The 23622-nt window shown below is 66.9% G+C and carries 22 protein-coding genes; 9 read left to right on the forward strand and 13 right to left on the reverse strand.

The annotated features are described in order from the left end of the window. Positions 1-28 precede the first annotated feature (28 nt). The 4 genes from urtB to urtE all read left to right on the forward strand — a co-directional run bounded on the left by urtB (position 29) and on the right by urtE (position 4500). Complete coding sequence (urtB, locus tag EV665_RS28760) at positions 29-1648, forward strand: urea ABC transporter permease subunit UrtB (protein ID WP_133036769.1); 1620 nt, start codon at positions 29-31, stop codon at positions 1646-1648. Then, positions 1645-2808 (forward strand): urea ABC transporter permease subunit UrtC, encoded by a 1164-nt coding sequence (urtC, locus tag EV665_RS28765; RefSeq protein ID WP_133036770.1) that lies wholly within the window; start codon positions 1645-1647, stop codon positions 2806-2808. The genes urtB and urtC overlap by 4 nt, the downstream gene beginning before the upstream one ends. 5 nt (positions 2809-2813) lie before the next feature. Further along, positions 2814-3578 (forward strand): urea ABC transporter ATP-binding protein UrtD, encoded by a 765-nt coding sequence (urtD, locus tag EV665_RS28770; protein WP_133036771.1) that lies wholly within the window; start codon positions 2814-2816, stop codon positions 3576-3578. 226 nt (positions 3579-3804) lie between these two features. Beyond that, positions 3805-4500, forward strand: coding sequence for an urea ABC transporter ATP-binding subunit UrtE (gene urtE, locus EV665_RS28780; RefSeq protein ID WP_133036772.1), 696 nt, complete (start codon positions 3805-3807; stop codon positions 4498-4500). Positions 4501-4676: 176 nt separating this feature from the next. Here urtE and EV665_RS28785 read toward each other — a convergent pair whose 3' ends face one another. From EV665_RS28785 to EV665_RS28805, 5 genes are all read right to left on the reverse strand, one after another. Then, positions 4677-5114, reverse strand: a complete 438-nt coding sequence (locus tag EV665_RS28785; RefSeq protein WP_133036773.1) for a pseudoazurin — start codon at positions 5112-5114, stop codon at positions 4677-4679. Between the two features lie 73 nt (positions 5115-5187). Continuing rightward, the gene (locus EV665_RS28790; RefSeq protein ID WP_133036774.1) at positions 5188-7380 is read right to left on the reverse strand and encodes a PAS-domain containing protein; all 2193 of its coding nucleotides are present in this window, start codon (positions 7378-7380) and stop codon (positions 5188-5190) included. Further along, positions 7377-8528 (reverse strand): FIST N-terminal domain-containing protein, encoded by a 1152-nt coding sequence (locus tag EV665_RS28795; RefSeq protein WP_133036775.1) that lies wholly within the window; start codon positions 8526-8528, stop codon positions 7377-7379. Before EV665_RS28795 ends, EV665_RS28790 begins: the two co-directional genes overlap by 4 nt. Before the next feature lie 95 nt (positions 8529-8623). Beyond that, complete coding sequence (locus EV665_RS28800) at positions 8624-9310, reverse strand: response regulator (protein ID WP_245507867.1); 687 nt, start codon at positions 9308-9310, stop codon at positions 8624-8626. A 113-nt stretch (positions 9311-9423) separates the two neighbouring features. Then, positions 9424-11190: a PQQ-dependent methanol/ethanol family dehydrogenase gene (locus tag EV665_RS28805; RefSeq protein ID WP_133036776.1), complete on the reverse strand. Its 1767-nt coding sequence runs from the start codon at positions 11188-11190 to the stop codon at positions 9424-9426. Positions 11191-11393: 203 nt separating this feature from the next. Here EV665_RS28805 and EV665_RS28810 point away from each other — a divergent pair, with 203 nt between their 5' ends. Both EV665_RS28810 and EV665_RS28815 read left to right on the forward strand, forming a co-directional pair. Further along, a complete protein-coding gene (locus tag EV665_RS28810) occupies positions 11394-12368 on the forward strand; it encodes an ABC transporter substrate-binding protein (protein ID WP_133036777.1) in 975 nt (324 codons plus the stop codon). Next, complete coding sequence (locus EV665_RS28815) at positions 12340-13020, forward strand: ABC transporter ATP-binding protein (protein WP_133036778.1); 681 nt, start codon at positions 12340-12342, stop codon at positions 13018-13020. The genes EV665_RS28810 and EV665_RS28815 overlap by 29 nt, the downstream gene beginning before the upstream one ends. On the opposite strand, the gene EV665_RS28820 is transcribed toward EV665_RS28815, so the two are convergent. From EV665_RS28820 to EV665_RS28845, 6 genes are read right to left on the reverse strand one after another with little or no spacing between them, the layout of a single operon-like run. Beyond that, positions 12960-13511 (reverse strand): tetratricopeptide repeat protein, encoded by a 552-nt coding sequence (locus tag EV665_RS28820; protein ID WP_133036779.1) that lies wholly within the window; start codon positions 13509-13511, stop codon positions 12960-12962. The two genes, EV665_RS28815 and EV665_RS28820, sit on opposite strands and share 61 nt — an antisense overlap. A 13-nt stretch (positions 13512-13524) precedes the next feature. Then, positions 13525-14343, reverse strand: coding sequence for an ABC transporter permease (locus tag EV665_RS28825; RefSeq protein ID WP_210234697.1), 819 nt, complete (start codon positions 14341-14343; stop codon positions 13525-13527). 20 nt (positions 14344-14363) lie between these two features. Continuing rightward, positions 14364-15077: an ABC transporter ATP-binding protein gene (locus EV665_RS28830; RefSeq protein WP_133036781.1), complete on the reverse strand. Its 714-nt coding sequence runs from the start codon at positions 15075-15077 to the stop codon at positions 14364-14366. Between the two features lie 6 nt (positions 15078-15083). Continuing rightward, complete coding sequence (locus EV665_RS28835; RefSeq protein WP_133036782.1) at positions 15084-15542, reverse strand: cupredoxin domain-containing protein; 459 nt, start codon at positions 15540-15542, stop codon at positions 15084-15086. Between the two features lie 20 nt (positions 15543-15562). Beyond that, a complete protein-coding gene (locus tag EV665_RS28840; RefSeq protein WP_133036783.1) occupies positions 15563-16528 on the reverse strand; it encodes a YVTN family beta-propeller repeat protein in 966 nt (321 codons plus the stop codon). A gap of 1 nt (position 16529) precedes the next feature. Continuing rightward, positions 16530-17717 (reverse strand): ABC transporter substrate-binding protein, encoded by a 1188-nt coding sequence (locus EV665_RS28845; RefSeq protein WP_133036784.1) that lies wholly within the window; start codon positions 17715-17717, stop codon positions 16530-16532. Between the two features lie 150 nt (positions 17718-17867). Here EV665_RS28845 and pedF point away from each other — a divergent pair, with 150 nt between their 5' ends. Further along, a complete protein-coding gene (gene pedF, locus EV665_RS28850; protein WP_133036785.1) occupies positions 17868-18554 on the forward strand; it encodes a cytochrome c-550 PedF in 687 nt (228 codons plus the stop codon). Positions 18555-18561: 7 nt separating this feature from the next. After that, positions 18562-19458 carry a transporter substrate-binding domain-containing protein gene (locus EV665_RS28855; protein WP_133036786.1) on the forward strand — a complete coding sequence of 299 codons (897 nt, stop codon included), beginning with the start codon at positions 18562-18564 and terminating at the stop codon, positions 19456-19458. Between the two features lie 2 nt (positions 19459-19460). On the opposite strand, the gene EV665_RS28860 is transcribed toward EV665_RS28855, so the two are convergent. Further along, positions 19461-20336, reverse strand: a complete 876-nt coding sequence (locus EV665_RS28860; protein ID WP_133036787.1) for an FAD:protein FMN transferase — start codon at positions 20334-20336, stop codon at positions 19461-19463. Continuing rightward, positions 20333-22429 (reverse strand): 4Fe-4S binding protein, encoded by a 2097-nt coding sequence (locus tag EV665_RS28865; RefSeq protein WP_133036788.1) that lies wholly within the window; start codon positions 22427-22429, stop codon positions 20333-20335. Before EV665_RS28865 ends, EV665_RS28860 begins: the two co-directional genes overlap by 4 nt. A gap of 112 nt (positions 22430-22541) precedes the next feature. On the opposite strand from EV665_RS28865, the gene EV665_RS28870 reads away from it, so the two are divergent. Further along, positions 22542-23312 (forward strand): ABC transporter permease, encoded by a 771-nt coding sequence (locus tag EV665_RS28870; protein WP_133036789.1) that lies wholly within the window; start codon positions 22542-22544, stop codon positions 23310-23312. Positions 23313-23622: the final 310 nt, after the last annotated feature.

Genomic DNA, 23622 nt, shown 5'->3' on the forward strand with positions numbered 1-23622 from the left:
CATCACTCACCGCCCTTGGGGGCCAGAAATGCACACGCGGCTCATCCATCGTTTCCTGCAATGCCTGCTCGTCGCCCTCTGCCTGATGGCGACCGACCTCCGGGCGGCAGACGACCTGCGCAGCATGGTCAACGCGCTCGGCGGCGGCAGTTTCCAGCAGAACCAGAAACAGATCGAAGCGCTGGCGAAAACCGGCGACCCGAAGATCGTCCCGGCCCTCGAAGCCCTCGCCGAGGGCGATCTCTACCTGCGCAAGGCCGACGGCATCGTCTTCATCGTCAGGCCGGCCGGCGCGAATTTCAGGCTGATCGACGCGCTGACGGGCGACGACCTCGGCGAGGAGGCCAAGGCGGGGCTGGAAAAGGTCAAGGTCAACAACGGCCTGCGCCGCACCATCCGCGGCGCGCTCGGCGGGCTGACGCTGATGAGCCCGGACGTGAACGTGCGCCTTCAGGCCGCCGGCACGATCCTGCGCACGCCGACCGCCGATGCGCTCGACGGCCTGGAGATCGCGCTTGCCGCGGAAACCGACGGCGCGGTCAAGGCCGTGCTCGAAAAGGCCCGCGCCGCCGCCATCCTGGTGTCCGACCGCCCGGTGGAGGAGAAGAAGGCCGCCGTCGCGACCGTCGTCCAGACCGGCGGGCGGGATTCGCTCTCGCTGCTCTCCGGGGCGCTCGCCTCCGCGGATGAAAGCCTGCGCCCCGATATCGAGGCCGGCATCAGGCAGATCGAGGACCAGCTTTCGCTCTGGGCCGGCGCGCAGAACATCTGGTACGGCCTGTCGCTCGGCTCCGTGCTGCTGCTTGCGGCGATCGGCCTTGCCATCACCTTCGGCGTGATGGGCATCATCAACATGGCGCATGGCGAGATGGTCATGCTCGGCGCCTACACCACCTTCGTCGTGCAGGCCTATATCCGCGCCGCCTGGCCCGGCCTCTTCGAATGGTCGCTGGCCATCGCCCTGCCGCTCGCCTTCCTCGTCACCGGCGCGGTCGGGCTCGTCATGGAGCGCGGCATCATCCGCTTCCTCTATGGAAGGCCGCTCGAAACGCTGCTCGCCACCTGGGGCGTCTCGCTCATCCTGCAACAGGCGGTGCGCTCGATCTTCGGCCCGACCAACCAGGAGGTCGCCAACCCCTCGTGGATGTCCGGCGCCTTCGAACTCGGCGGCCTGACGGTCACCTGGAACCGCATGTGGATCATCGTCTTCTCGCTTGCCGTCTTCGCCTTCCTGCTCTTCCTCCTGAAGAAGACGCCCATGGGCCTGCAGATGCGCGCCGTCACGCAGAACCGCCGCATGGCCTCGTCCATGGGCATCCGCACGCCCTGGGTCGATGCGCTGACCTTTGCCCTGGGGTCGGGCATTGCCGGCATTGCCGGCGTGGCGCTCTCGCAGATCGACAATGTCTCGCCCAATCTCGGCCAGGGCTACATCATCGACAGCTTCATGGTCGTGGTGTTCGGCGGCGTCGGCAATCTCTGGGGCACGCTGGTCGGCGCCTTCACGCTCGGCATCCTCAACAAGGTGCTGGAGCCCTATGCCGGCGCGGTGCTGGGAAAAATCCTCGTGCTCGTGCTCATCATCCTCTTCATCCAGAAGCGGCCGCGCGGGCTCTTCGCACTCAAAGGCAGGGCGGTGGAAGCATGATCACCTCGTTTCTCGCAAAAGCCCTCGGGCGCAACATCGTCATCACGGTCGCGATCCTGCTGGCGCTCGCCGCCCTCGTCCCGGCCCTCAACCTCCTGACCGCGCCGGACCACCCGCTGCATGTGCCGACCTATATCGTCTCGCTGTTCGGCAAATACCTCACCTATGCGCTGCTGGCGCTGGCGCTCGATCTCGTCTGGGGATTCTGCGGCATCCTCTCGCTGGGACACGCCGCCTTCTTCGCGCTCGGCGGCTATGCCATGGGCATGTACCTGATGCGCCAGATCGGCGCGCGCGGCTCCTACGGCAATCCGCTGCTGCCGGATTTCATGGTCTTCCTCAACTGGAAGGAACTGCCCTGGTTCTGGCAAGGCTTCGACATGTTCTGGTTCGCCGCGCTGATGGCGGTGCTGGTGCCGGGCCTGCTCGCCTTCGTCTTCGGCTGGTTCGCCTTCCGCTCGCGCGTCAACGGCGTCTATCTCTCGATCATCACCCAGGCGATGACCTTCGCCCTGCTGCTCGCCTTCTTCCGCAACGACATGGGTTTCGGCGGCAATAACGGCCTCACCGACTTCAAGGACATTCTGGGCTTCAACATCCAGTCGAACGGCACGCGCTCGGCGCTCTTCGCCGCCTCCGCCATCGCGCTCGCCCTCTCGCTGGTCGTCACGTCGGGCATCGTGCGCTCGAAATACGGAAAGATCCTCGTCGGCGTGCGCGACGCGGAAAGCCGCACCCGCTTCCTCGGCTACCGCGTCGAGCACATGAAGCTCTTCGCCTTCGTGGTCTCGGCCATGATGGCGGGCGTCGCCGGCGCGCTCTACGTGCCGCAGGTCGGCATCATCAATCCCGGCGAATTCGAGCCGGCCAACTCCATCGAGGTCGTCATCTGGACGGCGGTCGGCGGGCGCGGCACGCTGATCGGCCCGATCGTCGGCGCCATCCTCGTCAATGGCGGCAAAAGCGTCTTCACCGCCGCCTTCCCGGAATTCTGGCTCTTCGCGCTCGGCGGCCTCTTCGTGCTCGTCACGCTCTTCCTGCCGCGCGGCATCGTCGGCACCGCGCGGCAGTTTTTCGAACGGCGCAAGGAGTATCGCAAGGCGAAGGCCGTCGAGGAGGCACGGGCCTTTGCAGCGGCAGAACCCCAGGCGGCGGAGTAATTGGCATGAACACGCTCGTCAGCAACGCGAAACCCAGCAGCATCCTTTATCTCGACGGCGTCTCCGTCTCCTTCGACGGCTTCAAGGCGCTGAATGCGCTCTCCTTCGTCATCGAGCCCGGCGAACTGCGCGCCATCATCGGCCCGAACGGCGCGGGCAAGACGACGATGATGGACATCATCACCGGCAAGACGCGGCCGGACTCGGGCGAGGTCTTCTTCAAGGGCACGATCGACCTCACCCAGAAGGACGAGGCCGAGATCGCCCAGCTCGGCATCGGCCGAAAATTCCAGAAGCCGACGGTCTTCGAGAGCCACACCGTCTGGGACAACCTGGAACTGGCGCTCAACCGCAAGCGCGGCGTCTTCTCCACGCTGTTCTATCGCCTGACCGCCGGGGACAAGGCGCGCATCGAGGAAATCCTCTCCACCGTGCGCCTCATGAACCGCAAGGACGACCTTGCGGCCAACCTCAGCCACGGCCAGAAGCAATGGCTGGAGATCGGCATGCTGCTGGCGCAGGAGCCGGAACTTTTGCTGGTGGACGAACCGGTCGCCGGCATGACGGATGCCGAGACGGCGGAGACGGCGATCCTCCTGAAGGAAATCGCCAAGACCCGCTCGGTGGTGGTGGTCGAGCACGACATGGGCTTCATCCGCGATCTCGGCGTTAAGGTGACCTGCCTTGCGGAAGGGTCTGTTCTGGCGGAAGGCTCGATCGATTTCGTCAGCGCCGACCAGAAGGTCATCGAGAACTATCTGGGGAGGTGAGGATGTATTCGGTGTTCCTGTCGCTGGAATTCGCTGCGGCGCTGCCCCCCTCTGCCCTGCCGGGCATCTCCCCCTCAAGGGGGGAGATCGGATGGGGCGCTGCCTCGCCCATCACGGGCCTTGCGTTGGAGCAATGCACTGACCTCTTGCCGATCTCCCCCCTTGAGGGGGAGATGCCCGGCAGGCCAGAGGGGGGAGCGGCCACCCGTTCGAACGGAGATTTTCCATGCTGACCGTCGAAAACGCCAACCTCCACTACGGCGCCGCGCAGGCGCTGCGCGGCATCTCGCTCACGGCCGAGATGGGCAGGATCACCTGCGTCCTCGGCCGCAACGGCGTCGGCAAATCCAGCCTGCTGCGCGCCATCACCGGCCAGCATCCGCTCTCCTCCGGCACCGTCGCCTTCAACGACGTGAAGCTCGACGGCATGGCGCCCTACAACCGCGCCAAGCAGGGCATCGGCTATGTGCCGCAGGGCCGGGAAATCTTCCCGCTGCTCACCGTCAAGGAGAATCTCGAATCCGGTTACGCTCCGGTGAAGCGCTCGGAACGCTTCATCCCGAACGAGATCTTCAGCCTCTTCCCGGTGCTGCAATCCATGCTCGGCCGGCGCGGCGGCGATCTGTCGGGCGGCCAGCAGCAACAGCTGGCCATCGGCCGGGCGCTGGTGACGCGGCCGAAAATCCTCGTGCTGGACGAGCCGACGGAGGGCATCCAGCCGTCGATCATCAAGGATATCGGCCGGGCGATCAGATACCTGCGCGATTCCACCGGCATGGCCATCCTGCTGGTCGAGCAGTACCTCGATTTCTGCCGCGAGCTTGCCGACCACGTCTACATCATGGATCGCGGCGAGATCGTGCACGAGGGGGCGGCCGAGACGCTCGACACGCCGGAGGCGCGCCGGCACCTGACGGTATGACAATGCCCGAAAGCCAAACCGAGCCGCTCTCGGCACTGCTTTCGCGCCAGCAGCGTCAGCAGGCGGCTTGATGTGCTTATCGGGGCGGCCGTGCGAAAATCCGTCTGCCGAAGACGTGCGACGGCGCGAGGCGACTGTGATCTTCCCGGCGCGAAGGATCAGACCGACCGGAATTCCTATTGTGCCGCCAGGGTCTCGAAAGCGGCCTTCATGCGTTCCGCAGCCTTTGCCGGCAGCTTGACGGCCTCGGCGGCTTCGAGATTGGAGGGCGTGTCGCCGACGCGGATGAGGGCCACCATGCCCATGCTGAAATGCGGGGAGCATTTGAGCCCGTAATAGCCGGGTTCGGTGACGGTCAGAACGTATTCCTCGTTCACCTTGCTCTTGAAGGGCTTCACGCCCTCGGGCAGCATGCCCTTGATCCCCTCGACATTGTGGCTCTTGTCGGTCGGGATGAAACGGATCGTATCGCCGGGGAGGGCGGCGACGGCGGCAGGTTCGAAGACCATGTTGCCGCTCTCACCCTTGTTCATCATCTTGATCGTATGCTCGGCGGCCTGGGCCGCGCCGGCGGCCAGGATCGTCAGGGCAACGGTCACGTAGAGCTTTTTCATGTCCTTCCTCCTCCATCGGGTGGAAGGGATGTTCCATGGCGGGGCACGGGCTGCAATTCGACCTTGGTGCCGGTCAATTGACGTGCAGTACGAAGGCTTCCAGCGCATCGGCGGCGATCGGCTTGTACATGACCTCGATGCCGGCGGCATCGGCGGCGAGGCGTGTCTGCGGTGTTCGGTTGGCGGTCAGGATGCGGGTCGGGCGTTCCCCATATTTGGCGCGCAGCGCCTGGACCGTCTCGATGCCGGTGAGAGCGCCGTCGAGTTGCTGGTCGACGAGGTAGAGATCGGGCACGATGCCGATTTCCTCCAGAAGGACGAGCGCCTCCTCCCCGCTCGCCGCCTCCAGGACGCTGACCCCGCGCCGTTCCAGCAGCAGCGCGATGGCCTCACGCAGTTCCACATCGTTCTCCACCAGCAGCGCGATGCGGTCGTTGTTGTCGCTCGGCTCTTCGGGAATCGTCGGCGTGGCCTCGAGATAGGCGGATTTCGGGTGAGGGCTGACGAGGGCGAGATCGACCGAGAAGCAGGTGCCGTGCTCCGGCTTCGACCGGAGCGCCAGCCGGTGGCCGAGAAGGGTGCAGGCCCTTTCCACGATCGCAAGGCCAAGCCCCATTCCCTCGGAGGCCGATGCCGAGCCCTGGATGCGGTGGAACTCCCGGAAGATCGATTTCTGCTCTTCCGCCGCAATGCCCGGCCCGGTGTCGTGGACCTCGATGCGCACCTGGCCGTTCATCCGGCGGGGGCCGACGAGAACGCGGCCCCGGGCGGTATAGCGGATCGCGTTGCTGATGAGGTTCTGCAGGATGCGGCGCAGATAGGTCGGGTCGCTCGACACCGTCAGGCTGCAGGGGAGGATGTCGAGTTTCAGCCCCTTGCGCGCGGCGATGGGGGCGAACTCGTCGGTGAGCTGCCCGAGCAGCAGGGAGAGCGGGACCGGCCCGATATCGACCGCTGCCCCGCCGGCTTCCAGCCGTGAAATATCAAGCAGCGCCCCGAGGATACCCTCCACGCTGGCAAGGGCATTGTGCGCCTTTTCCAGCGTTCCGCGCATCGGCGTTGCCTCCGCGTCGTCACGGGCGGCGGCGACGAAGAGCTTCGCGGCGGAAAGCGGCTGCAGGAGATCGTGGCTGGCGGCGGCGACGAAGCGGACGCGGGCGGAGTTGGCGCGCTCGGCCTCCGCGAGTGCGGCCGCCAGGTCGCCGGTGCGGGCGGCCACGCGCGCTTCGAGCGAGCTGTTCGCCCGGATCATGGCGTGGATGGCCTGTCGTTCGCGCGTCACATCCGCGAACGACATGACGAAGCCCCGTCCGGGCATTTCCTGCGCGAAGACGTCGAGCACGATACCCGACACATGCTGAAGCTCGAAGGAGAGCGGGTTTCGTGGAAGCCGGCCGTCGACCCATGTGAGGAGCAGTTCGGCGGAGAACGTGTCGCCGAGACGGACATGGCGGGCGATGTGCCTTGCCAGAAGTTCAAACGGCGTTCCGCGCCGCAGCAGGCGCGGCGGGATGTCGAGGAGCTGCGCGACCCGGCTGTTCCATCCGGCAAGCAGGCGGTTGGCGTCGAAGATGCCGACGCCCTGGTTGATGTGCTCCAGCGTGGCGCGGATCATGCGGGCCTGGTCGTCCAGCAGCTTGCCGCGCTCCGAACGCTCCATGCGGATGATGTCGGTAATGTCGGTCTGGAGGATGACGGTGCCTCCGTCGACCGTCCGCTGCTCGCTCACCTGCAGCCACCGGTCGCCGGTCAATTCGACATTGAACACCTGCCGGGCCCGGTGCAACCGCATACGCTCCGCCACCCAGGCCGCCGGCGTCACGCCCGCCGGAAGGGCAAGCATGGCGGACTGGCTGGCGGTCTCCACATAGCCGGCAAAGGTTATGCCGGGCGAGAGCTTCTCGCGCACATCGGCAAGGTCCCGGCAGAAGCGCGAGTTGCAGAGCACGAGCACCTCGGCGGGATCGAACAGCGCAAAGCCTTCCTCGATCGCCTCGATGGCCTGCGACAGGTCGCGACGGGCCCTTTCGGCCGCGCTGTTGGCCTCGTTGAGCAGCTTCAGCGTGGCTTCGAGATCATGTGTGCGCTGGCGGACGCGTTCTTCCAGCATGGCCGCCCGGCGAAACTGTTCGAACGCGGCGCCCCGGTCGCCGGAACTCTGCTCGACGTGGCGCATCAGGGCGTCGGTGATGACGAGCATCTTTTCGAGGTTCCGGGCCTCGCCATCGGCAGGATCGAACAGGCCGTCGGAGATGCGGCCGTTCATGGGGTGTTTTCCGGAACGATGGTGCCGGGCGGGTAGAAGGCAAAGCCGGTCATCGTGTGATTGATATGCATGGGGCCGATCTGCTCGCCATAGGTGGAAAAGCCGATGACGCCGTGCTGGCGCAGGAGCTCCGAAACGCGGCCGGTCATCTGCTTTTCCTGCGCTTCGATCCTTCGGAGAATGCAGTCGAAGGCGAGCACGGCGACCGGATCGGCCGGTTCCTTCAGCGCCTGCAATTCCGCCGAGAGGTGCCCGACGAGATTGTGCGGTTCGGCGATCGTCAGCACCATGCCCTCGTCGATCGCGGAGAAGAACAGCAGTTCGCCGGATGGCAGCACGCGCTGGATGGCGCGCACATGGTGGCATTCGCCCATGCGCACGGTGAGGGGGTGGATGGCGAAGGTCAGCGTATCGACGCTTTCCGGCTGCATGCCGATGAGGCGGGCATATTCGCGCACGGCGGGTTCCGCATTGATGCGCCGCACGATGCGGGCCTCGGGATCCGCCTCCGTCACGACCATCCGCCGCGCCGTCGGCCTGATATGGTCCATCTTGAACGGGCGCAGCGGGCAGTCGCCGCGGATGACGGAGATGACGGCGGCATTGGCGAGAAGCCGTTTGCCGTCGAAGACGAGCGTTTCACGGAAATGCGTGCCGTCGCCGGCCGAGCCGCCGATCAGCGGCATCGCGCCGGTGGCGGCGGCGAGCGCCGAGGCAAGCTCGTCCTCGCGCGCCGAAAGCCCGTCGACGAGGAGCAGGGCGAACTCCTCCGCCAGGTGGCCATGGTCGCGGGCGAGCGTCTGGCGGATATGCAGCAGCGCATCGGAAAGCTCGGCGGCGACGAGTTTGGAGAGATCGGGAACCAGCAGCGTCTCGGCGGCGAAGTGGCGGGCATGGAACCCGACTGCGACGATGCTTTCCTCGTCGTAGCCCGCTCCGGAAATCTCGCCCGCTGTGGTGCAGCCGGCGATCCTCGCGCCCGGCCAGGCCTTCGCCCCTTCTGAGACGATGGCGGCGACGTCGGCCTCCGGCGAGACGAAAAGCAGGACGAGCGCAAACGGGCCGGGACCAAGGCCCGCGGCCAGGCGCTCGACCGGACGGCTCTCGTGCGCGGATACGAGCGCACGGGCGATATAGTGTTCATCCACGGGTGATGGCCTCCTCCGCCGTTCCCCCGTCCTCCATTTTAAAGCATCCTGCGCGGTGCAGCGCCAGCCTGGAATGCGGCCCTTGGCCGATGGTTTTAGGCGTCGGTGATCATGGTGGCGAAGCTCGCCTCCTGGGCGAACAGCACGGCCTGCATGCGCGTCTGGACGCCGAGCTTGCGCATGATGGCGGTGACATGCGCCTTCACGGTCGTCTCGGCGATGGAAAGCTCGTAGGCGATCTGCTTGTTCATGCGCCCGGCGCAGACGAGCTGCAGGATGCGGGCCTGCTGGCGCGTCAGCAGCGCAAGCCGCTTGACCGCTTCCTCCGACAGGCTGGGCACGGACCCTTCGAGCGCCAGACGGCTCGCATGGATCTCGCCGCGCGCGATGACGGAAAAAGCCTCGCGGAACTCCTCGCGCGAGGCGTGTTTCGGCACGAAGGCGTTGATGCCGGCCTTCAGCGCCGCGCGCACGACACGGACCTCGTCGAGCGACGAGACGACGACGATGGGCGTTTCCGGCGCCGCCTGGCGCAGGCGCACGACGCCGTCGAGCCCGTTGACATCGGGCAGGTTGAGATCGAGCACCACGACGTCGGGCCGGGGGCCGGCGGCGAGCCGCGCCAGCGCCGCCTCCAGCGTGCCGACGGCCTCGACATCCGGAATGCCGACCGGTCCCGTCAGCGTCATCGCCAGTGCGTCGCAGAACAGCGGATGATCGTCGACGATCAGCGCCTTTCTCAGCGTGCGAACAGGTTTCTCCGGCACTACAACTGGCATCATGCGAAATTCCCGATAGGGCTGGCGATAGCTTAGCATCGAATTCATCCGTCTTCATCGGCCTTTCGGCCAGCGCCAAAGCAACAAAGCCGGGCGTTGCCGCCCGGCTTGTCATCTCAGTCCAGCGAGGCCAGTTGTTTTGGCAGGCGGAAGGTCCAGACCGTGCCGCCCTGGTTGAGGTAGTTGACCTTCTTGGCGACTTCCCCGCCCCAGAGCGGAACCGCGCCGCCCCAGCCGGAGATCACCGAGACATATTGTTCGCCGTCCTGTTCCCAGGTCACCGGCTGGCCGACGATGCCCGAGCCCGTCTGGAATTTCCACAGTTCCTCGCCGGTCTCGTTGTCGAGGGCGATGAAATCGCCTTCCGGAGTGCCGAAGAAGACGAGGCCGCCGGCGGTCGCCATCGCCCCGCCCCACAGCGGGGCGCCGTTCTTGTATTCCCACCTGATCTCGCCGGTGTTCGGGTCGATCGCCTTCAGGCTGCCGATATGGTCCTCGAAGAGCGGCTTGATGGTGAAGCCGGCACCGAGATAGGCCGCACCCTTCTTGTAGCTGATCGGCTCGTTCCAGATGTCCATGCCCCATTCATTGGAGGGCACGTAGAACAGGCCCGTCTTCGGGCTGTGGGCCATCGGCATCCAGTTCTTGCCGCCGAGGAACGACGGCACGGCGAAGACCTGCTGGCCCTTCGCGCCGTCGGCGGCCGCGGCCGCATCGCCCGGACGGTTGTCCTCGTTGTAGATCGGCCGGCCGGTCTCGTCGATGCCCTTGGCCCAGGTGATGTTCTTCACGAAGGGATGGGCGGAGACGAACTTGCCGTCCTCGCGGTTCAGCACGTAGAAGAAGCCGTTGCGGTCGGCGGTGGCGAAGCGCTTGTTGCCGTCCTTGTCGACGAAGGGAACGACCTCGTTCACGCCGTCGAAGTCCCAGCCTTCGCGCGGCGTCGTCTGGAAGTGCCACTTGATCTCGCCGTTCTCGGGGTCGATGCCGAGGCGCGAGGCGGCGTAGAGGTTGTCGCCCTTGTTGCCTTCCACCGGCGTGCCGGCATTGCGCAGGTGGCTGTTCCACGGGGCCGGGTTGCCGGCGCCGAAGACGAGCGTCCTGGTGTCCTCGTCATAGGAGCCGCCGAGCCAGGTCGCCCCGCCGCCGGTCTTCCACATGTCGCCCGGCCAGGTCGCGTTGAGCGTGCCGGTCATGGTGCTTTCCTTGCCCTTGAAGGTGCCCATGTGGCCTTCGATGACAGGGCGGGTCCAGACGAGCTCGCCGGTCTCGGCGTTGCGCGCCTGCACCTCGCCGACGACGCCGAACTCGCCGCCGGAATTGCCCGTCACGACGAGGCCGTTCACGATCAGCGGAGCGGCGGTGTAGCTGTAGCCTTCCTTGTAGTCGGCGATCTTCTTGTTCCACACGACATCGCCGGTCTTGCGGTTCAGCGCGACGATGCGCGCATCGAGCGTGCCGAAATAGATGTTGTCGCCGAAGATCGCCGCGCCGCGATTGACCACGTCGCAGCAGGGAAGGATGCCCTCCGGCAGGCGGGCGTCGTACTGCCAGATTTCCCTTCCGGTCTTCACGTCGATGGCATAAAGGCGGCTGTAGGAGCCGGTGATGTACATGATGCCGTCATAGATGATCGGCTGGCTTTCCTGGCCGCGCTGCTTTTCGCCGCCGAGCGAGAAGGCCCAGGCCGGCACGAGATTCTTGACGTTCCCGGTGTTCAGCGTCTCCATCGGCGAGAAGCGCTGCAGGCCGCGTCCCATGCCGTTGGTCAAGACGTCGCCGACGGTTTCGGCGTCCCTGGCAAGGTCGTCCTCCGTCACGCCGGCATAAGCGGCGTTCGAACAGGCGATGGCCGCGATCGCGGCCAGTACGAGTTTCCTCATGGCATCCTCCCACTCCATGCCCGCAGCAGGACGCGGGCTCCACGAAGGGGATCATCGGCGCAGTTCCGGGAGGGTTGAATTGGACCTTGGTCGTAAAAGGCCCGTTCCGGCGGGTTTCGGGCATGCCCGACCCCCGTCAATAGGTCGTATATCGGGCCGTCGGGAAGGGGGCTAGCATCACGGGATCAAGGGGAGGAGAGCCCATGACGATCCTGAAATCGCTTGCCGGCGCGGCCGCCGCCGCGCTCCTGTCATTCCTGCCGGCGCTTGCCGAAACGCCGGTCGTGCGCGCCGCGCTCCAGCTTTCCGGCACGGTGAACTGGGAAGCCGATACCATCCGCCACTACGGCTTCGATACGGCGAACGGTTTTTCGATGGAGGTGAGGGATGTCGCCGGCGCGCCGGCGGCGCAGATCGCGCTCGTCGCGGGCGAGGTGGACATGATCGTCTCCGACTGGCTCTGGGTGGCACGCGAGCGCGCCGCCGGCCGCGATCTCGTCTTCATTCCCTATTCACGCGCCGTCGGCGGGCTGATGGTGGCGGCCGACAGCTCCGCCAAGACCCTCGCGGACCTCAAGGGCAAGAAGGTCGGCGTTGCCGGCAGCCCCATCGACAAGAGCTGGCTGATCCTGCGCGCCTATGCGCAGAAGGTGGAGGGCTTCGACCTTTCGGCCACCACCGAGCAGATCTTTGGCGCCCCGCCGCTCGTCTACAAGGCGGCGCTCGACGGCGAGGTGCAGGGCGCCCTGAACTTCTGGAATTTCGGCGCCCGCATGCAGGCGGCGGGCATGCGCACGCTGTTGACGGTCGACAAGGCGGCCGAGGCCCTCGGGCTCGACCCGGAAACACCGCTCGTCGGCTATGTGGTGCGCGGGGACGTGCTGAAGGCCCATCCGGGCCTCGGCGAGGCGATCGCGGCGGCTTCGCTTGCGGCCAAGCAAAGGCTGGCTTCCGATCCGGCTGCCTGGGAGCGCATCCGCCCGATGATGAAGGCGGCGAACGATGCCGAGTTCGAGGCACTGAAGGCGGGCTTCCTCGCCGGCACGCCGAAGCCGGGGGCGGTCGATGAGAAGGCGGCGGCCCGCATGCTCGCCCTCATGACCGAGCTTGGCGGTGCCGATCTTGTCGGGGACCTGAAGGAGCTGCCCGATGGTGTCTTCCATCATCCCGGCAGCTGAGCCGGTTCTCCGGCTCGATCTGGAGAAGGGCGGGCCGGGCCATGTGCTCGGCCCGCTCGCGCTTTCGCTGATTCCCGGCGAAACGGTGGCGCTGACCGGCCCGTCCGGCGTCGGCAAGACCTCGCTGCTGCGCATCGTCGCCGGCCTCGACGGGCGATTTGCCGGACGGCGGATGGCGACGGAGCGCATCGCGATGGTCTTCCAGGAGCCTGTCCTTCTGCCATGGCGCACGGCGCTCCAGAACCTCACCATCGTCGCGCGCATCGATGAGGCGGAGGCGCGGCGCTGGCTGGAGGATGTGGGGCTGGCGGGGCTCGGCGACCGTTTCCCGGGCATGCTCTCCCTCGGCCAGCAGCGGCGCCTCTCCCTGGCGCGCGCCTTCGCGTCCACGCCCGACCTGTTGCTGATGGACGAACCCTTTGTCAGCCTCGATCCGGCGCTGGCGGATGAGATGATGGGCCTGTTCGAACGTCTGATTGCCGCCCGCCCCTGCGCGACGCTGCTCGTGACCCATGTCCGGGCGGAAGCCGAGCGGCTTGCCGGCCGTATCCTTCGTCTGGAAGGCCGGCCTGCGCGGCTTGCCGGGGAGGATCAGAAGGCCGGGGCATATTTCCCGTTGTCGGCGTCGGGCGTCACGACGTCGAGGTCGTAGCCGGCACCCTTGAGGCGCCGTGCGGTGGGAAGGCCGCTTTCGGCCGCCTCGTCGATATATTGGCGGCCGAGCGCCCGGTTCTCTACGACGCCGCGGCCGCGCATCAGGTCGAGCCCGTAGTTGAGCTTGCCGACCGGATCGCCGGCTTCGGCCGCGCGGCGGTCCCATTCGGCAGCGGCATCCGGGTTTTCCGGGCCGCCGAGGCCGTTGTCGTCGAGCTGCGACATCCAGGTCATCGCCCCGCTCCAGCCGGCCGCGGCGCAGCGTTCGAAGAGCGCGCGCGCCATCTCGTGGCGGCCGGACTTGGTGATGTAGTAGCCGGTCGCACAGATCGTCATGCTGGTGCGGCCCTCCGCGACATCCTTCATGACGCGGCTCAGCGTCAGCTCCTCCGGATTGAGCGTGCCGTCCGCATCGGCTTGCGCCTGCGACAGGGCGGCGTTGGCGGGAAGCAGCAGGGCGGTGGCGAGGACGAGGATGGCAAGACGCATGGCGTTTCCCTGTTCAGGCCTTTCGTGCGGTGAGCCCGCGGGCGGGATCGTAGCCCCAGATGGCGACGAGGCCGAAGACGGCGAAGGCGGCGAGTGTGACGGCAAGCGCCGTCGGATTGCCCTTGGCATAGAGGGCGAAGCGGATCAGCTCGACGGCATGGGTGAAGGGATTGAGGGTGCACAGGTCGCGCAGGCGCGGCGAGGCCTCGGCCATCTTCCACAGCGGGTAGAGGGCGGAAGAGAGGAAGAACATCGGGAAGATGACGAAGTTCATCACGCCGGCGAAGTTCTCGAGCTGGCGGATGAAGGAGGAGAGCAGCAGGCCGAGCGCGCCGAGCATCATCGCGGCGGCGACCATGGCTGGAGCGGCGGCGAGATAACCGGACCAGGGGAAGCGGATGCCGTAGAGTGCCGCGATGGCGAGGAAGGCATAGGCCTGCAACACGGCGATAAGGCTGCCGGCCAGCAGCCGGCAGAACAGCAGCCACCAGCGCGGCAATGGTGCCGTCAGAAGCAGCCGCATGGAGCCCATTTCCCGGTCGTAGACGAGGCTGAGGGAGGATTGCATGCCGCTGAAGAGCAGGATCATGCCGACCAGCCCCGGCACGATATAGATCTCGTAGGTGATGTAGGTCTGGTAGGGTGGTGTGATCGAGAGGCCGAGCGCCGCGCGAAAACCTGTCGCGAAGACGAAAAGCCAGACCAGAGGCCGCACCAGCGCCGCGATGAGCCGTCCGCGCTGGCCGAGGAAGCGCAGCGCCTCGCGGTGGAGAATGGCCCTGAGCGCAATAAGGGGATGGGATCGGAAAAAGCCGCTCGATCGCTGCTCCATTGCCGGAAAAGCCTCCGCGGTCATGTCCGCTCTCCTGTCAGGGCAAGGAAGCGAGCCGTCAGGTTGTCGCCGCCGATCGCGCCGGCCTCGCCATCGGCCAGCACCCGGCCGCGATGGAGGACGACGAGGCGGTCCGTCGCCCGCACTTCGTCCACCAGATGGGTCGCCCAGAGAACGGTGAGCCCCTGCGATGCGAGGTCGTGCACATGCCCGGTGATGGCCGCGCGCGAGGCGGCATCCAGCCCGACCGTTGGCTCGTCCAGCAGCAGCACCTCGGGCCGGTGGAGGAGGGCGCGGGCGATCTCCATGCGTCGGCGGTGGCCGCCGTTCAGTTTCGCGGCCTTTTCTCCGGCGCGTTCGGCCATGCCGAGCCGTTCGAGCGCCGCCATGGCGCGTGTTTCCGCCTCACGCCCGGAAAGGCCGTGCAGGGCGGCGAAATAGAGCAGGTTGCGCTTGACGGTGAGGTCCGGATCGAGCGTCGAAGCCTGGAAGACGACGCCCATGCGGGCCAGCGCGGCGCGGGGCTCCCGCGCCATGTCGTGCCCCGCAATGGCGATGCGGCCGGTACGCGGCGTGAAGAGCCGTGAGAGCATGCCGAACAGCGTCGATTTCCCGGCGCCGTTCGGCCCGAGCAGGGCGCAGAAGCGGCCGGGCTCGACGGAGAAGGACACGCCATCGAGCGCGCGTCGCGCGCCCCAGTCATGGCTGATGCCCTCTACCGTCAACCCGCCCATGGCTTGCTACTCTATGGTGATGGCGACCTGCTGGGTCTCGCCGGTGCTGCCGGGAACCTTCAGGTGGTAGCTGCCGGGCTTGATCGCAACGAAGCTGATTTCCGCCTCGCCCGCCTCGTCGAATTCGAGGGAATCGACGCCGAGCGGCCGGATCTCGATGCCTTCGATGACGATCTCGTTGATCCAGATGGCCCGGAAGAAGCCCGCGCCCTCCAGCGCCAGTTCCTGGCTGCCGTCAGCCTCGATCTTCAGCGTATAGTATTTCCCCGATTTCAGCGTCAGCGGCGCCTTGGAGACCGGCTGCCCGGCCGACAATGTCAGCTCCGGCAGCGTCTCGCGGTTGGATTTCGACAGGAGGCCGGCAAGGCCCAGGCCGGCCTCGGGCTTTGCATCGTCATCGTCATCCGCCAGCGCCGCGAAGGGTATGGCGGCGAGCATGACGGCTGCCAGGATTGCTTTCTTCATCTTATCCTCCCTCTCAAAAATCATGGTCGGGTCGCCGCGCCCCAGGGGAAGCGGCCGACCTTGATGGATTTCACCGGCTCCAGCGTGGCGACATCGACCACGGTGACGTCGCCGGAGACGCCGTTGGTGGTAAAAAGCTGCGTATGGTCGGGCGAGAAGGCGAGGTGCCAGACGCGGCGGCCGACGAGCACATATTTCCGGACCTCGAACGTATCGGCATCGATCACCGCCACATGGTTGGCCGGGCCAAGCGCGACGAAGGCCGTCTTGCCGTCGGGCGTGAACTCGAAGCCGACGGGCTGGATGAGGTCGGCATTGACACCCGTGATCTCGAAACGGATCTTGGCCTTTTCCGCCTGGGTCGCGACGTCGAAGACGGTGATCGTGCCGCCGATCTCCGAGGAGACCCAGAGCTCCGTTCCGTTCTTGGCGAATTCGGCGTGGCGCGGGCGGGAATCGACCAGCGTATTGGCGAAGATCGTCTTCTTCTCCGCGTCGATCCAATGGGCCATGTTCGTCGTTTCCGACGTAGTGATGACGATCTTGCCGTCCGGCGAGACGGCCATGCCCTCCGGCTCGATGCCGACATTGATCTGGGCCACAACCTGCCGCGTCTCGACATCGACGACCGTCGTTACCGCATCGTCCTCGTTGGCGATCCACAGGTGCCTGTCGTCGGGGGCGAGCACGAATTGCTCCGGGTCCTCGCCGGAGGGCAGGTCGTGCAGGATCTCGCCGGTCGCCGGGTCCATTACCTGCACCGTGTCGCTGTCGGAGGCGCAGATATAGACGCGGCTGTGATCGGCGTTGAAGGTGATGCCGCGCGGCCTTTCGCCGGTCTTGATGGTGCGCACGACCTCGAGCGTTCCCGTGTCGATCACGGAGATCGTGTCGTCCTTCTCGTTCGTCACCCAGATCTCGCCGGCAAGGGCGTGAAGCGGGGCGGCCGCGAGCAGGGGGGTGATCAAAAGGGCCGGAAATCTCATCTCATCCTCCAAAGGCGGCGCAGGCGCTTTCGGGCCGGTCGAGGCCCAGCGTGTCCATTTCGTTGGTCTGGTGCAGATAGCCGTCGAGCGGGGCAAGCTCGACCAGCGCGCGGGCATTGACGACCGCCATGGGCTGGCGGAGCTGCCCGTTCCAGGCGCGATAGCTGAGGCTGCGGCCCTTGAAGCCGTCGAGGGCGAACCTGTCCGAGAGGATGAAGCTGCGCAGCATGGCAGGATCGGCGGAATTGGTGCGCGTCACGGCTTCGCCGATCGTGCGCAGCGCCGTCCAGGCGGCATAGTCGCGTGAGCTCATCTCGCGGCCCGCCGCCTTCTCGAACCGGTTTTGAAGCTGCACGGCGGCCCATTGCTCGAGCACGGGCGCCCAGCCTTCGCCGCGCAGGCCGTCCGACCCCGCGACGGGGCGCGGCAGCCAGGTATTGTCGGCGACATAGCGGGCGAAATCGTCGGCCTCGTCGGCGATCAGCAGCACATCGTGATCGGGAAGATCCTGGGTGAAGAGCGGTATTTCCTGGCCGGCGGCGCGGCGCAGGTCCGTATCAAAGGTCCAGTCCTTCGAGGCGAGGATCTCGACGCCGAATTTCTGCGCCGAAGCGCGCAGCGTCCCGGCGAAGGCGCGGTCCTGCGGCTTCGGGCCGACGATCATCACCGTGCGCGTCCACCGCCGGGCCTTCAGCACCTGCATCAGCGCGTCGCTGCGCATGGCGTCCTCCGCTATGGTGTGCAGCAGGTTCGCGCGGCAATCGGCGTCGCGTAGCCGCCGCTCGCCGGAGGCGACGTTGAAGAGGAGGGCGCCCTCGGCTTCCGGCAGGTCCGCGACCGCGAGCATGCCCTCCGGGGTGGCGTCGAGGAACAGGATCTTCGAGGCGGCGAGCGCCTTGCGGGCGGCATCGAGGAAATCGCCGCCGGGCTCGACCGAGACGACGGCGAGGCTGTAGTCGTGGCCCATGAAGCTGCCGGTCGTCTTCGTGTCCGTCAACGCCACCTCCGCCCCCGCGATGCCCCGGTCCTCGGGGATGGGGTCGAGATTGGAGAGCACGGGCGGCGCCTCCATCTCTTGCCGGAGATAGGCCATCGGTATGGCGATCGCGGCTGCGGCCGACGATGCGCAGCAGACGAATGCGGCCGCAAGGCAAAGGCTCCTGCGTCGCGCTGTGAAGCGTACCGGCATGTCTCATCCTCCCGGCAGCGAGCATGGCTGCAGAGGATGTGTGCCGAAATACGACCTTGGTGCCATAGGGCGGCGCGACCTAGGTCGCATATCGCTGTGCCTGCGGCCTGCCGTAGAAAATGCGCAGTTGGAAATGCGAGGGAGGACCGCATGTCGGCCAATATCATTCGCGGCGGGATCGCCGCTGTCATCCTCATGGCGACGACGGGCATCGTGGTCGCCCATGGCGACGTGGCGCCGCAGCCGGTCAACACGGACGTGCTGCCGGAGGTGGGCGAGGAGTGGCTGACCGAAAACCCCTATCGCGAGGCGAAGGTCGGCCATGAAGCATGGCTGAAGGCGGTGGAGATCGGCGCCTCCGGCTTCAACCAGAACTGTGCGCGCTGTCATGGCCTCGGCGCGGTCTCCGGCGGGCTTGCGCCGGATCTGCGCTTCCTTGAGGCCGAGGAGGCCGGCGACGAGTGGTTCATCGAGCGCTTCCGCCACGGCTATACCCAGGACGGCACGACCAAGATGCCGGCGTTCGGCGATATCCTCGGCCAGAAGGCAGCCTGGGCGATCCGCACTTATGTGGAGACGCGGCCGGAAGACGGGGCGCTCGACGACCATGCCCAGCGCCTGCACGAGATCCGCGACGAGCTCGGCAGCGGCAAGGTGGCCGATACGGCGGCGCTCAAGAAGGAACTGGAGACGATCGCCTCCGAGGTGAAGACGGCCTCCGGCGCACCCGTCGCCGACAGCGTGACCTATGAGGCCGCGCGCATCCTTTCCGAGACGCCGGAAAGCTGGAAGAAGGCGGCGGAGGTGCTGACCGTCGGCCTTTCCGCCACGCAGTAGAAGCGCCATGCTGCGCCGTGCTCTTCTCGTCCTTGCCATCGGCGTCGCCCTTCCGGGCGGCGCCTTTGCGCGCTGCGAGGACCACAAGCCCCAGCCCAGGCCCCAGAACACCTTCGCGCAGGATGTCGGCCGCGATTTCGACCGCATTATCGAAGAGGGTTGGATCGAGTTCGCCGTCTATGCGGACTATGCGCCCTGGTCCTATGAGGAGAAGGGCAAGCCGGCCGGGGTGGATATCGAGATCGGCCGGCTGATCGCCAGGGCCCTTGGCGTCGAGGCGAAGTTCCGCCTTGTCGCTGCCGGGGAGAATCTGGAGGCGGACCTCCTGAACTATGTCTGGAAGGGGGCAGCGGTCGGCGGCCGTGTCAGCGACGTGATGCTGCATGTGCCCTATGACAGCGCGCTCGTCTGCCGCATCGAGCAGGTCACCTTCACAGGCCAATATGCCACTGAAAGCGTGGCGATCGCCTATCGTGCGGCCGATTACGGGGAGAAGGGTCCGACGCCGCCGTTCTTCCGCTTCGATCCGGTCGCCGTCGAGAACGATTCCATCGCCGATTTCTACCTCACCTCGCTGATCGGCCCGGTCGACAAGATCCACCGCTACCGCTCGACGGCGGCGGCCGTGGACGGGCTGGCGGAGGGCGACACCAAGGCCGCGATGGGCCCGCGGGCCGAACTGGAAGCGGGCCTCGCCCGCCATCCGGACGGCGGGCTGAAGGTGCATTCCCCGCCGCTCGTCGGCTTTGCCCGGGGAAGCTGGACGATCGGCATCGGCATCAATTTCCAGCACAAGGACCTCGCCTATGCGGTCGACGAGGCCATCGAGACGGCGCTTGCCGATGGCGGGATCGCTCGCATCTTCGCGGCTTACGGGCTGACCTTCACGCCGCCCGCGCGGTAGGCTCAGAAGGTGGAGACGTCGCCGGCAAGGTCGACCGCCGTCACCCGCATCACGGTGCGGGACCGGCGCAGCGCGGCGCGGATCTCGTCGGCCGGCATCAGGCAGAAGGCGGTGGAAAGGCCGTCCGCCAGCGCGGCGTCTTTCGCTTCCACCGAGATCGTCGACCAGCACGGCGCTTCGCCATGCGGGCCGAGAATATGAAAGCCGCTCCCGATCCGCATCGCCGAGGGGCTTGACGTGGCGATGGCATTGCCGGCAAGGCGGCGGATGGCGATCTCGCCGAGGGCTGGGTCCTCGATGGAGACGCTGAACGGCCCGCCGAGCGCGGCGAACTCCCCCATCTCGACGAGGGCCTGCCCATAACCCGCTTCGCGCAGCAGGTGGCGCACCCGGTCGGCGGCATAGCCCTGGGCGATGCCGTTGAAGGTCAGGGCCTGGCCTTCGCCAAGCCGGACCGGCGGGCCGATCTGCACCCGCGCCCAACCGATCGACGCCCGTGCCGCGGTGGGATCTCGCCCTTCGGCAAGGGCGCGCCAGAGGGGCTGCACCGTCGGGTCGAACCGTCCATCCGTCATCCCGTGGATGTGACCGGAAAGCCGGAGCAGGTCGAGAAGGGCAGGGGGCGGATCGTCAAGGCGGCCTGCGGCATTCAGCCGGCTGAGGGCGGAGTGGCTCCTGAACAGGCTGGCCGCTGCCTCCACCTCCGTGATCGCCGCGCCGATCCGGCCGGCGACGTCCTGCGCAAGGCCGCGAGGCCCCCGCAGGTCGACACGCACCGTGCCGCCAAGCATGTCGGCCTGCCAGGTCGTGATTTCGGCGCGAGCCGCCCCGGAAAAGACGGCCGCCGCGGCGATGAAGAGGAATCGCCGCCGGTTCATGCGCGCGCCTCCGCCGGGGCCGAAACACGCTTCCGGCGCGCCAGCACGAGGGGCACGCATTGCGCAGCGTCGTCGTGGATCGAGACGCAATCGAAGCACTGGAAGCACTGGGAATAGGCGATTTCGCCGGTCTTGCGGATGGCGCCATAGGGGCAGCGCACGCGGCAGAGCTGGCACGGCGAGCCGCATTGCGCGCGGCGGGGTATCCATCGGCGCAGGCGCAGAAACCCGCCGATGGCCATGAGCGCGCCGAGCGGACAGACATAGCGGCAGAAGCCCTTGAACGTAACCATGGCGAGGAGCAGCCAGAAGGCGGCATAGGCGACATAGTACCATTCACGCTGGAAGAGCGTGGTGACCGCCGTCTTGAACGGTTCGATCTCAGCAGCGGTTTCCGCCTTCTCCGGCGCGAGGATGGCGACGGCGAGGAGGCCGGCGAGGGAAAGCCAGGCGCCCGCCTTCAGCCGGCCGTCCCAGGCCGGGGAGGGATTCCATTGCGGCAGCCGCAGCAGCCGGCCGGCATGGTGGGCGAATTCCTGCATGGCGCCGAAAGGGCAGAGCCAGCCGCAGAAGAGGCCGCGCCCCCAGAGCACGAAGCCGAGAATGGCCGCGCCCCAGATCAGCAGCGAAAAGGGATCATAGAGCAGGACGGCGAGATTGCCGCCGCCGCTCGCCGCCCGCAGCACCGCAAGCGGCGTGACGATCGAGAGCTGCCCCTGTCCCCACCAGCCGACGAACCCGATGACAAGGGCAAGGAAGGCAAGCCGCGCCGGGCGCAGCACGGTGGGCTCGGCAAGCCGGCGCATGCCCGGCCCGACTGCGGCAAGCAGCCCGGCGAGCAGCATGCCGAGCGCCGCGAGGTCCCATTTGCGGCTGACCATCGCCGCCTGCCATGGCGGCAGGGCGGTGGCGATCCCGGAGCGGGTGAAGAAGGTGGGATCGGCCTTGAGGGCGAGCGGAAAATGGGCCGAGCCGATCTCCGGTTTCAGCATGCCATGCAGGCGCACGGCCAGTGCGGAGAGCGTCCAGTCCCGCGTCGGATCGAAGCCGAGGCGGCGGTCGATGCGCAGCAGCATCGTCGTGCCCTCCGGCACGCCTTCCCGCACTCCCACCGTCATGTCGGCATCGCGCAGCGCGACGGGCAGGCCGTCCTGCGTGGCCGCCAGCCGGTCCGGCGCCGTGTTGCGCACGAAATCCGGCGAGACGAGGCCATGGCGCCCGGCCTCGATGAGGAGGATGGGCTCGTCGTCGGGCGCGACGCGCGCAAGACGCTGGAGATCGGCGAGGCTCTCTTCGTCCAGCACCGCGCGGGCGATGGCCGGAGGGCCGATATCGACCGCCCAAAGATCGAGGAAAAGCCCATCCGGGTCCGCCGTCGCCTCCGGGTCGTCATGCGCCCAGACCGTCTTGCCGAAGGCCGTGTCGAGCACCGCGTTGGTGACCTTGAGGTTCCGGGCAAGGCCGCGCTCGACCAGCATCGCCCAGTCGAGGTGTTCGTCGACCGACGGGTCGGGATGCACCGGCGGGCCGCTGGCCACGCCCTGCATCTTCTCGCGCGCCACGGCGAGCGTTGCGGCAAGGATTGATTCATGGGCGATACGCACCGAGGCCGTCGCCTTGGTCACGCCGTCGAGATGGACGAGGTCGGAGCCGCTGGCGGCCTCGCCATAGGGCGTGCCGACGACCAGCGGTTCGCGGATCGAATGGCCGCGATACTGCTCGAGGAAGGCGCGCAGCGGTGCTTCCCCGAGGCCGGAAACGAAGATGGGTTCGTTGTGCGAGACGAGCCTGACATCGAGGAAGCGGCCGTCCCGGTCGATCGTCACGAGCATGTTGATCGGCGCGCCGGAGAAACCGGGAAGCGGCGCGAGCGGCCCCGTTTCGAAGACATAGCCCGCCTCCGCACCGCCGGAATTCAGCAGCGTCCAGACGCCCTTGTCGTTCACCGGCTCGCCCAGCGCATAGGGCGGCACGATCATGCCGGCCAGCGCCTCCCGGTCGAGCGGGTCGGCAAGCGCGCTTCGGCTGCACAGGGCAAGGCCGAGGATGAAAATGCTCAGCAGCGCGATGCGCCGCGCCAGGCCCTTTCCCATCGCCAGATCCTCCCGCTCCGATTTCTATGCGCCTGCCGGAAGGTCGCCATACGACCAAGGTCGCGGATCGGCAAAGGGTTCCGTCGGCTATAGTCGGGTCGGGAGATTTCGCATGGCAGAAACACGCGCCGAAGACCGTCCATCGGGTGCCGTCTTCTTCTTGTCACTCGGCCTCTTCGGCCTGTTCTGGGCGGCGCTCGCCGGCCTGAAGGCCGATCCGACCGTTCTGCCGGGCCCGATCGATGTCGCACGCGTCTTCTGGTCGGAGGCCATGTCCGGGCGGCTGCCGCGCGAACTGGTCGCCACGCTGCTGCGCGTTACCGTTTCCTTTGTGCTCGCGATGACGGTGGGCAGCCTGCTCGGCTTTCTCCTCGGCCGCTGCCGGGCGTTCGACCGCTGGGCGGGTCCCTGGGTGACGATCTTCCTGAACCTGCCGGCCCTGGTGCTGATCGTGCTCTGCTATCTCTGGATCGGCCTCAACGAGATCGCGGCGATCGTCGCCGTGACGCTCAACAAGACGGCGATGGTGATGGTCACCATCCGCCAGGGCGTCGGCGCCTTCGATCCGGCGCTGGAGGACCTTGCGACTGTCGCCCGTCTCTCCCGCCGCGAACGGTTCCGGCACCTCGTCCTGCCGCAGCTCGCCCCCTGGCTTGCCGTCGCTGCGCGCAACGGCATCGCCGTGATCTGGAAGATCGTGCTCGTCGTCGAATTTCTCGGCCGGTCCAATGGCATCGGCTTTCGTATCCACCTCTATTTCCAGCAGTTCGAGACCGCGCATGTGCTGGTCTATTCCCTCGCTTTCGTCGCCGTCATGCTGGTCATCGAACACGGGGTCATCCAGCGTCTGGAAGCGCGCGTGGCCTACTGGAAAAAGCGATAGCCTGGAGCGGCACGCCGTCGCGGCGCGGCCAGCTGTGGAGCGCGCTCACCCTGCTTTGAAACTGGACAGTGTCGCTGTTCAGGCCGTTCAGGCGCTGTACGGTGAACGGGGCGTCTATCACCGCCATGTGACTGATAATGCTTGCGATATTTATGTGGCATGACACTTGCTGTGTGTCTCCTGCCGGGACAAGTCCCGGGAATGGAGGACACGAAAATGAAAGCACAAGTGCTGACCAGATACGACGACGGTCTGACGGCGGACCAATGGGTCTCGCTGCAGGAGGTCGCGGACCCGAACATCGAAAAGT

Origin of the sequence: Shinella granuli (assembly GCF_004341885.1) — a bacterium.
GTDB classification, from domain to species: Bacteria; Pseudomonadota; Alphaproteobacteria; order Rhizobiales; family Rhizobiaceae; genus Shinella; species Shinella granuli.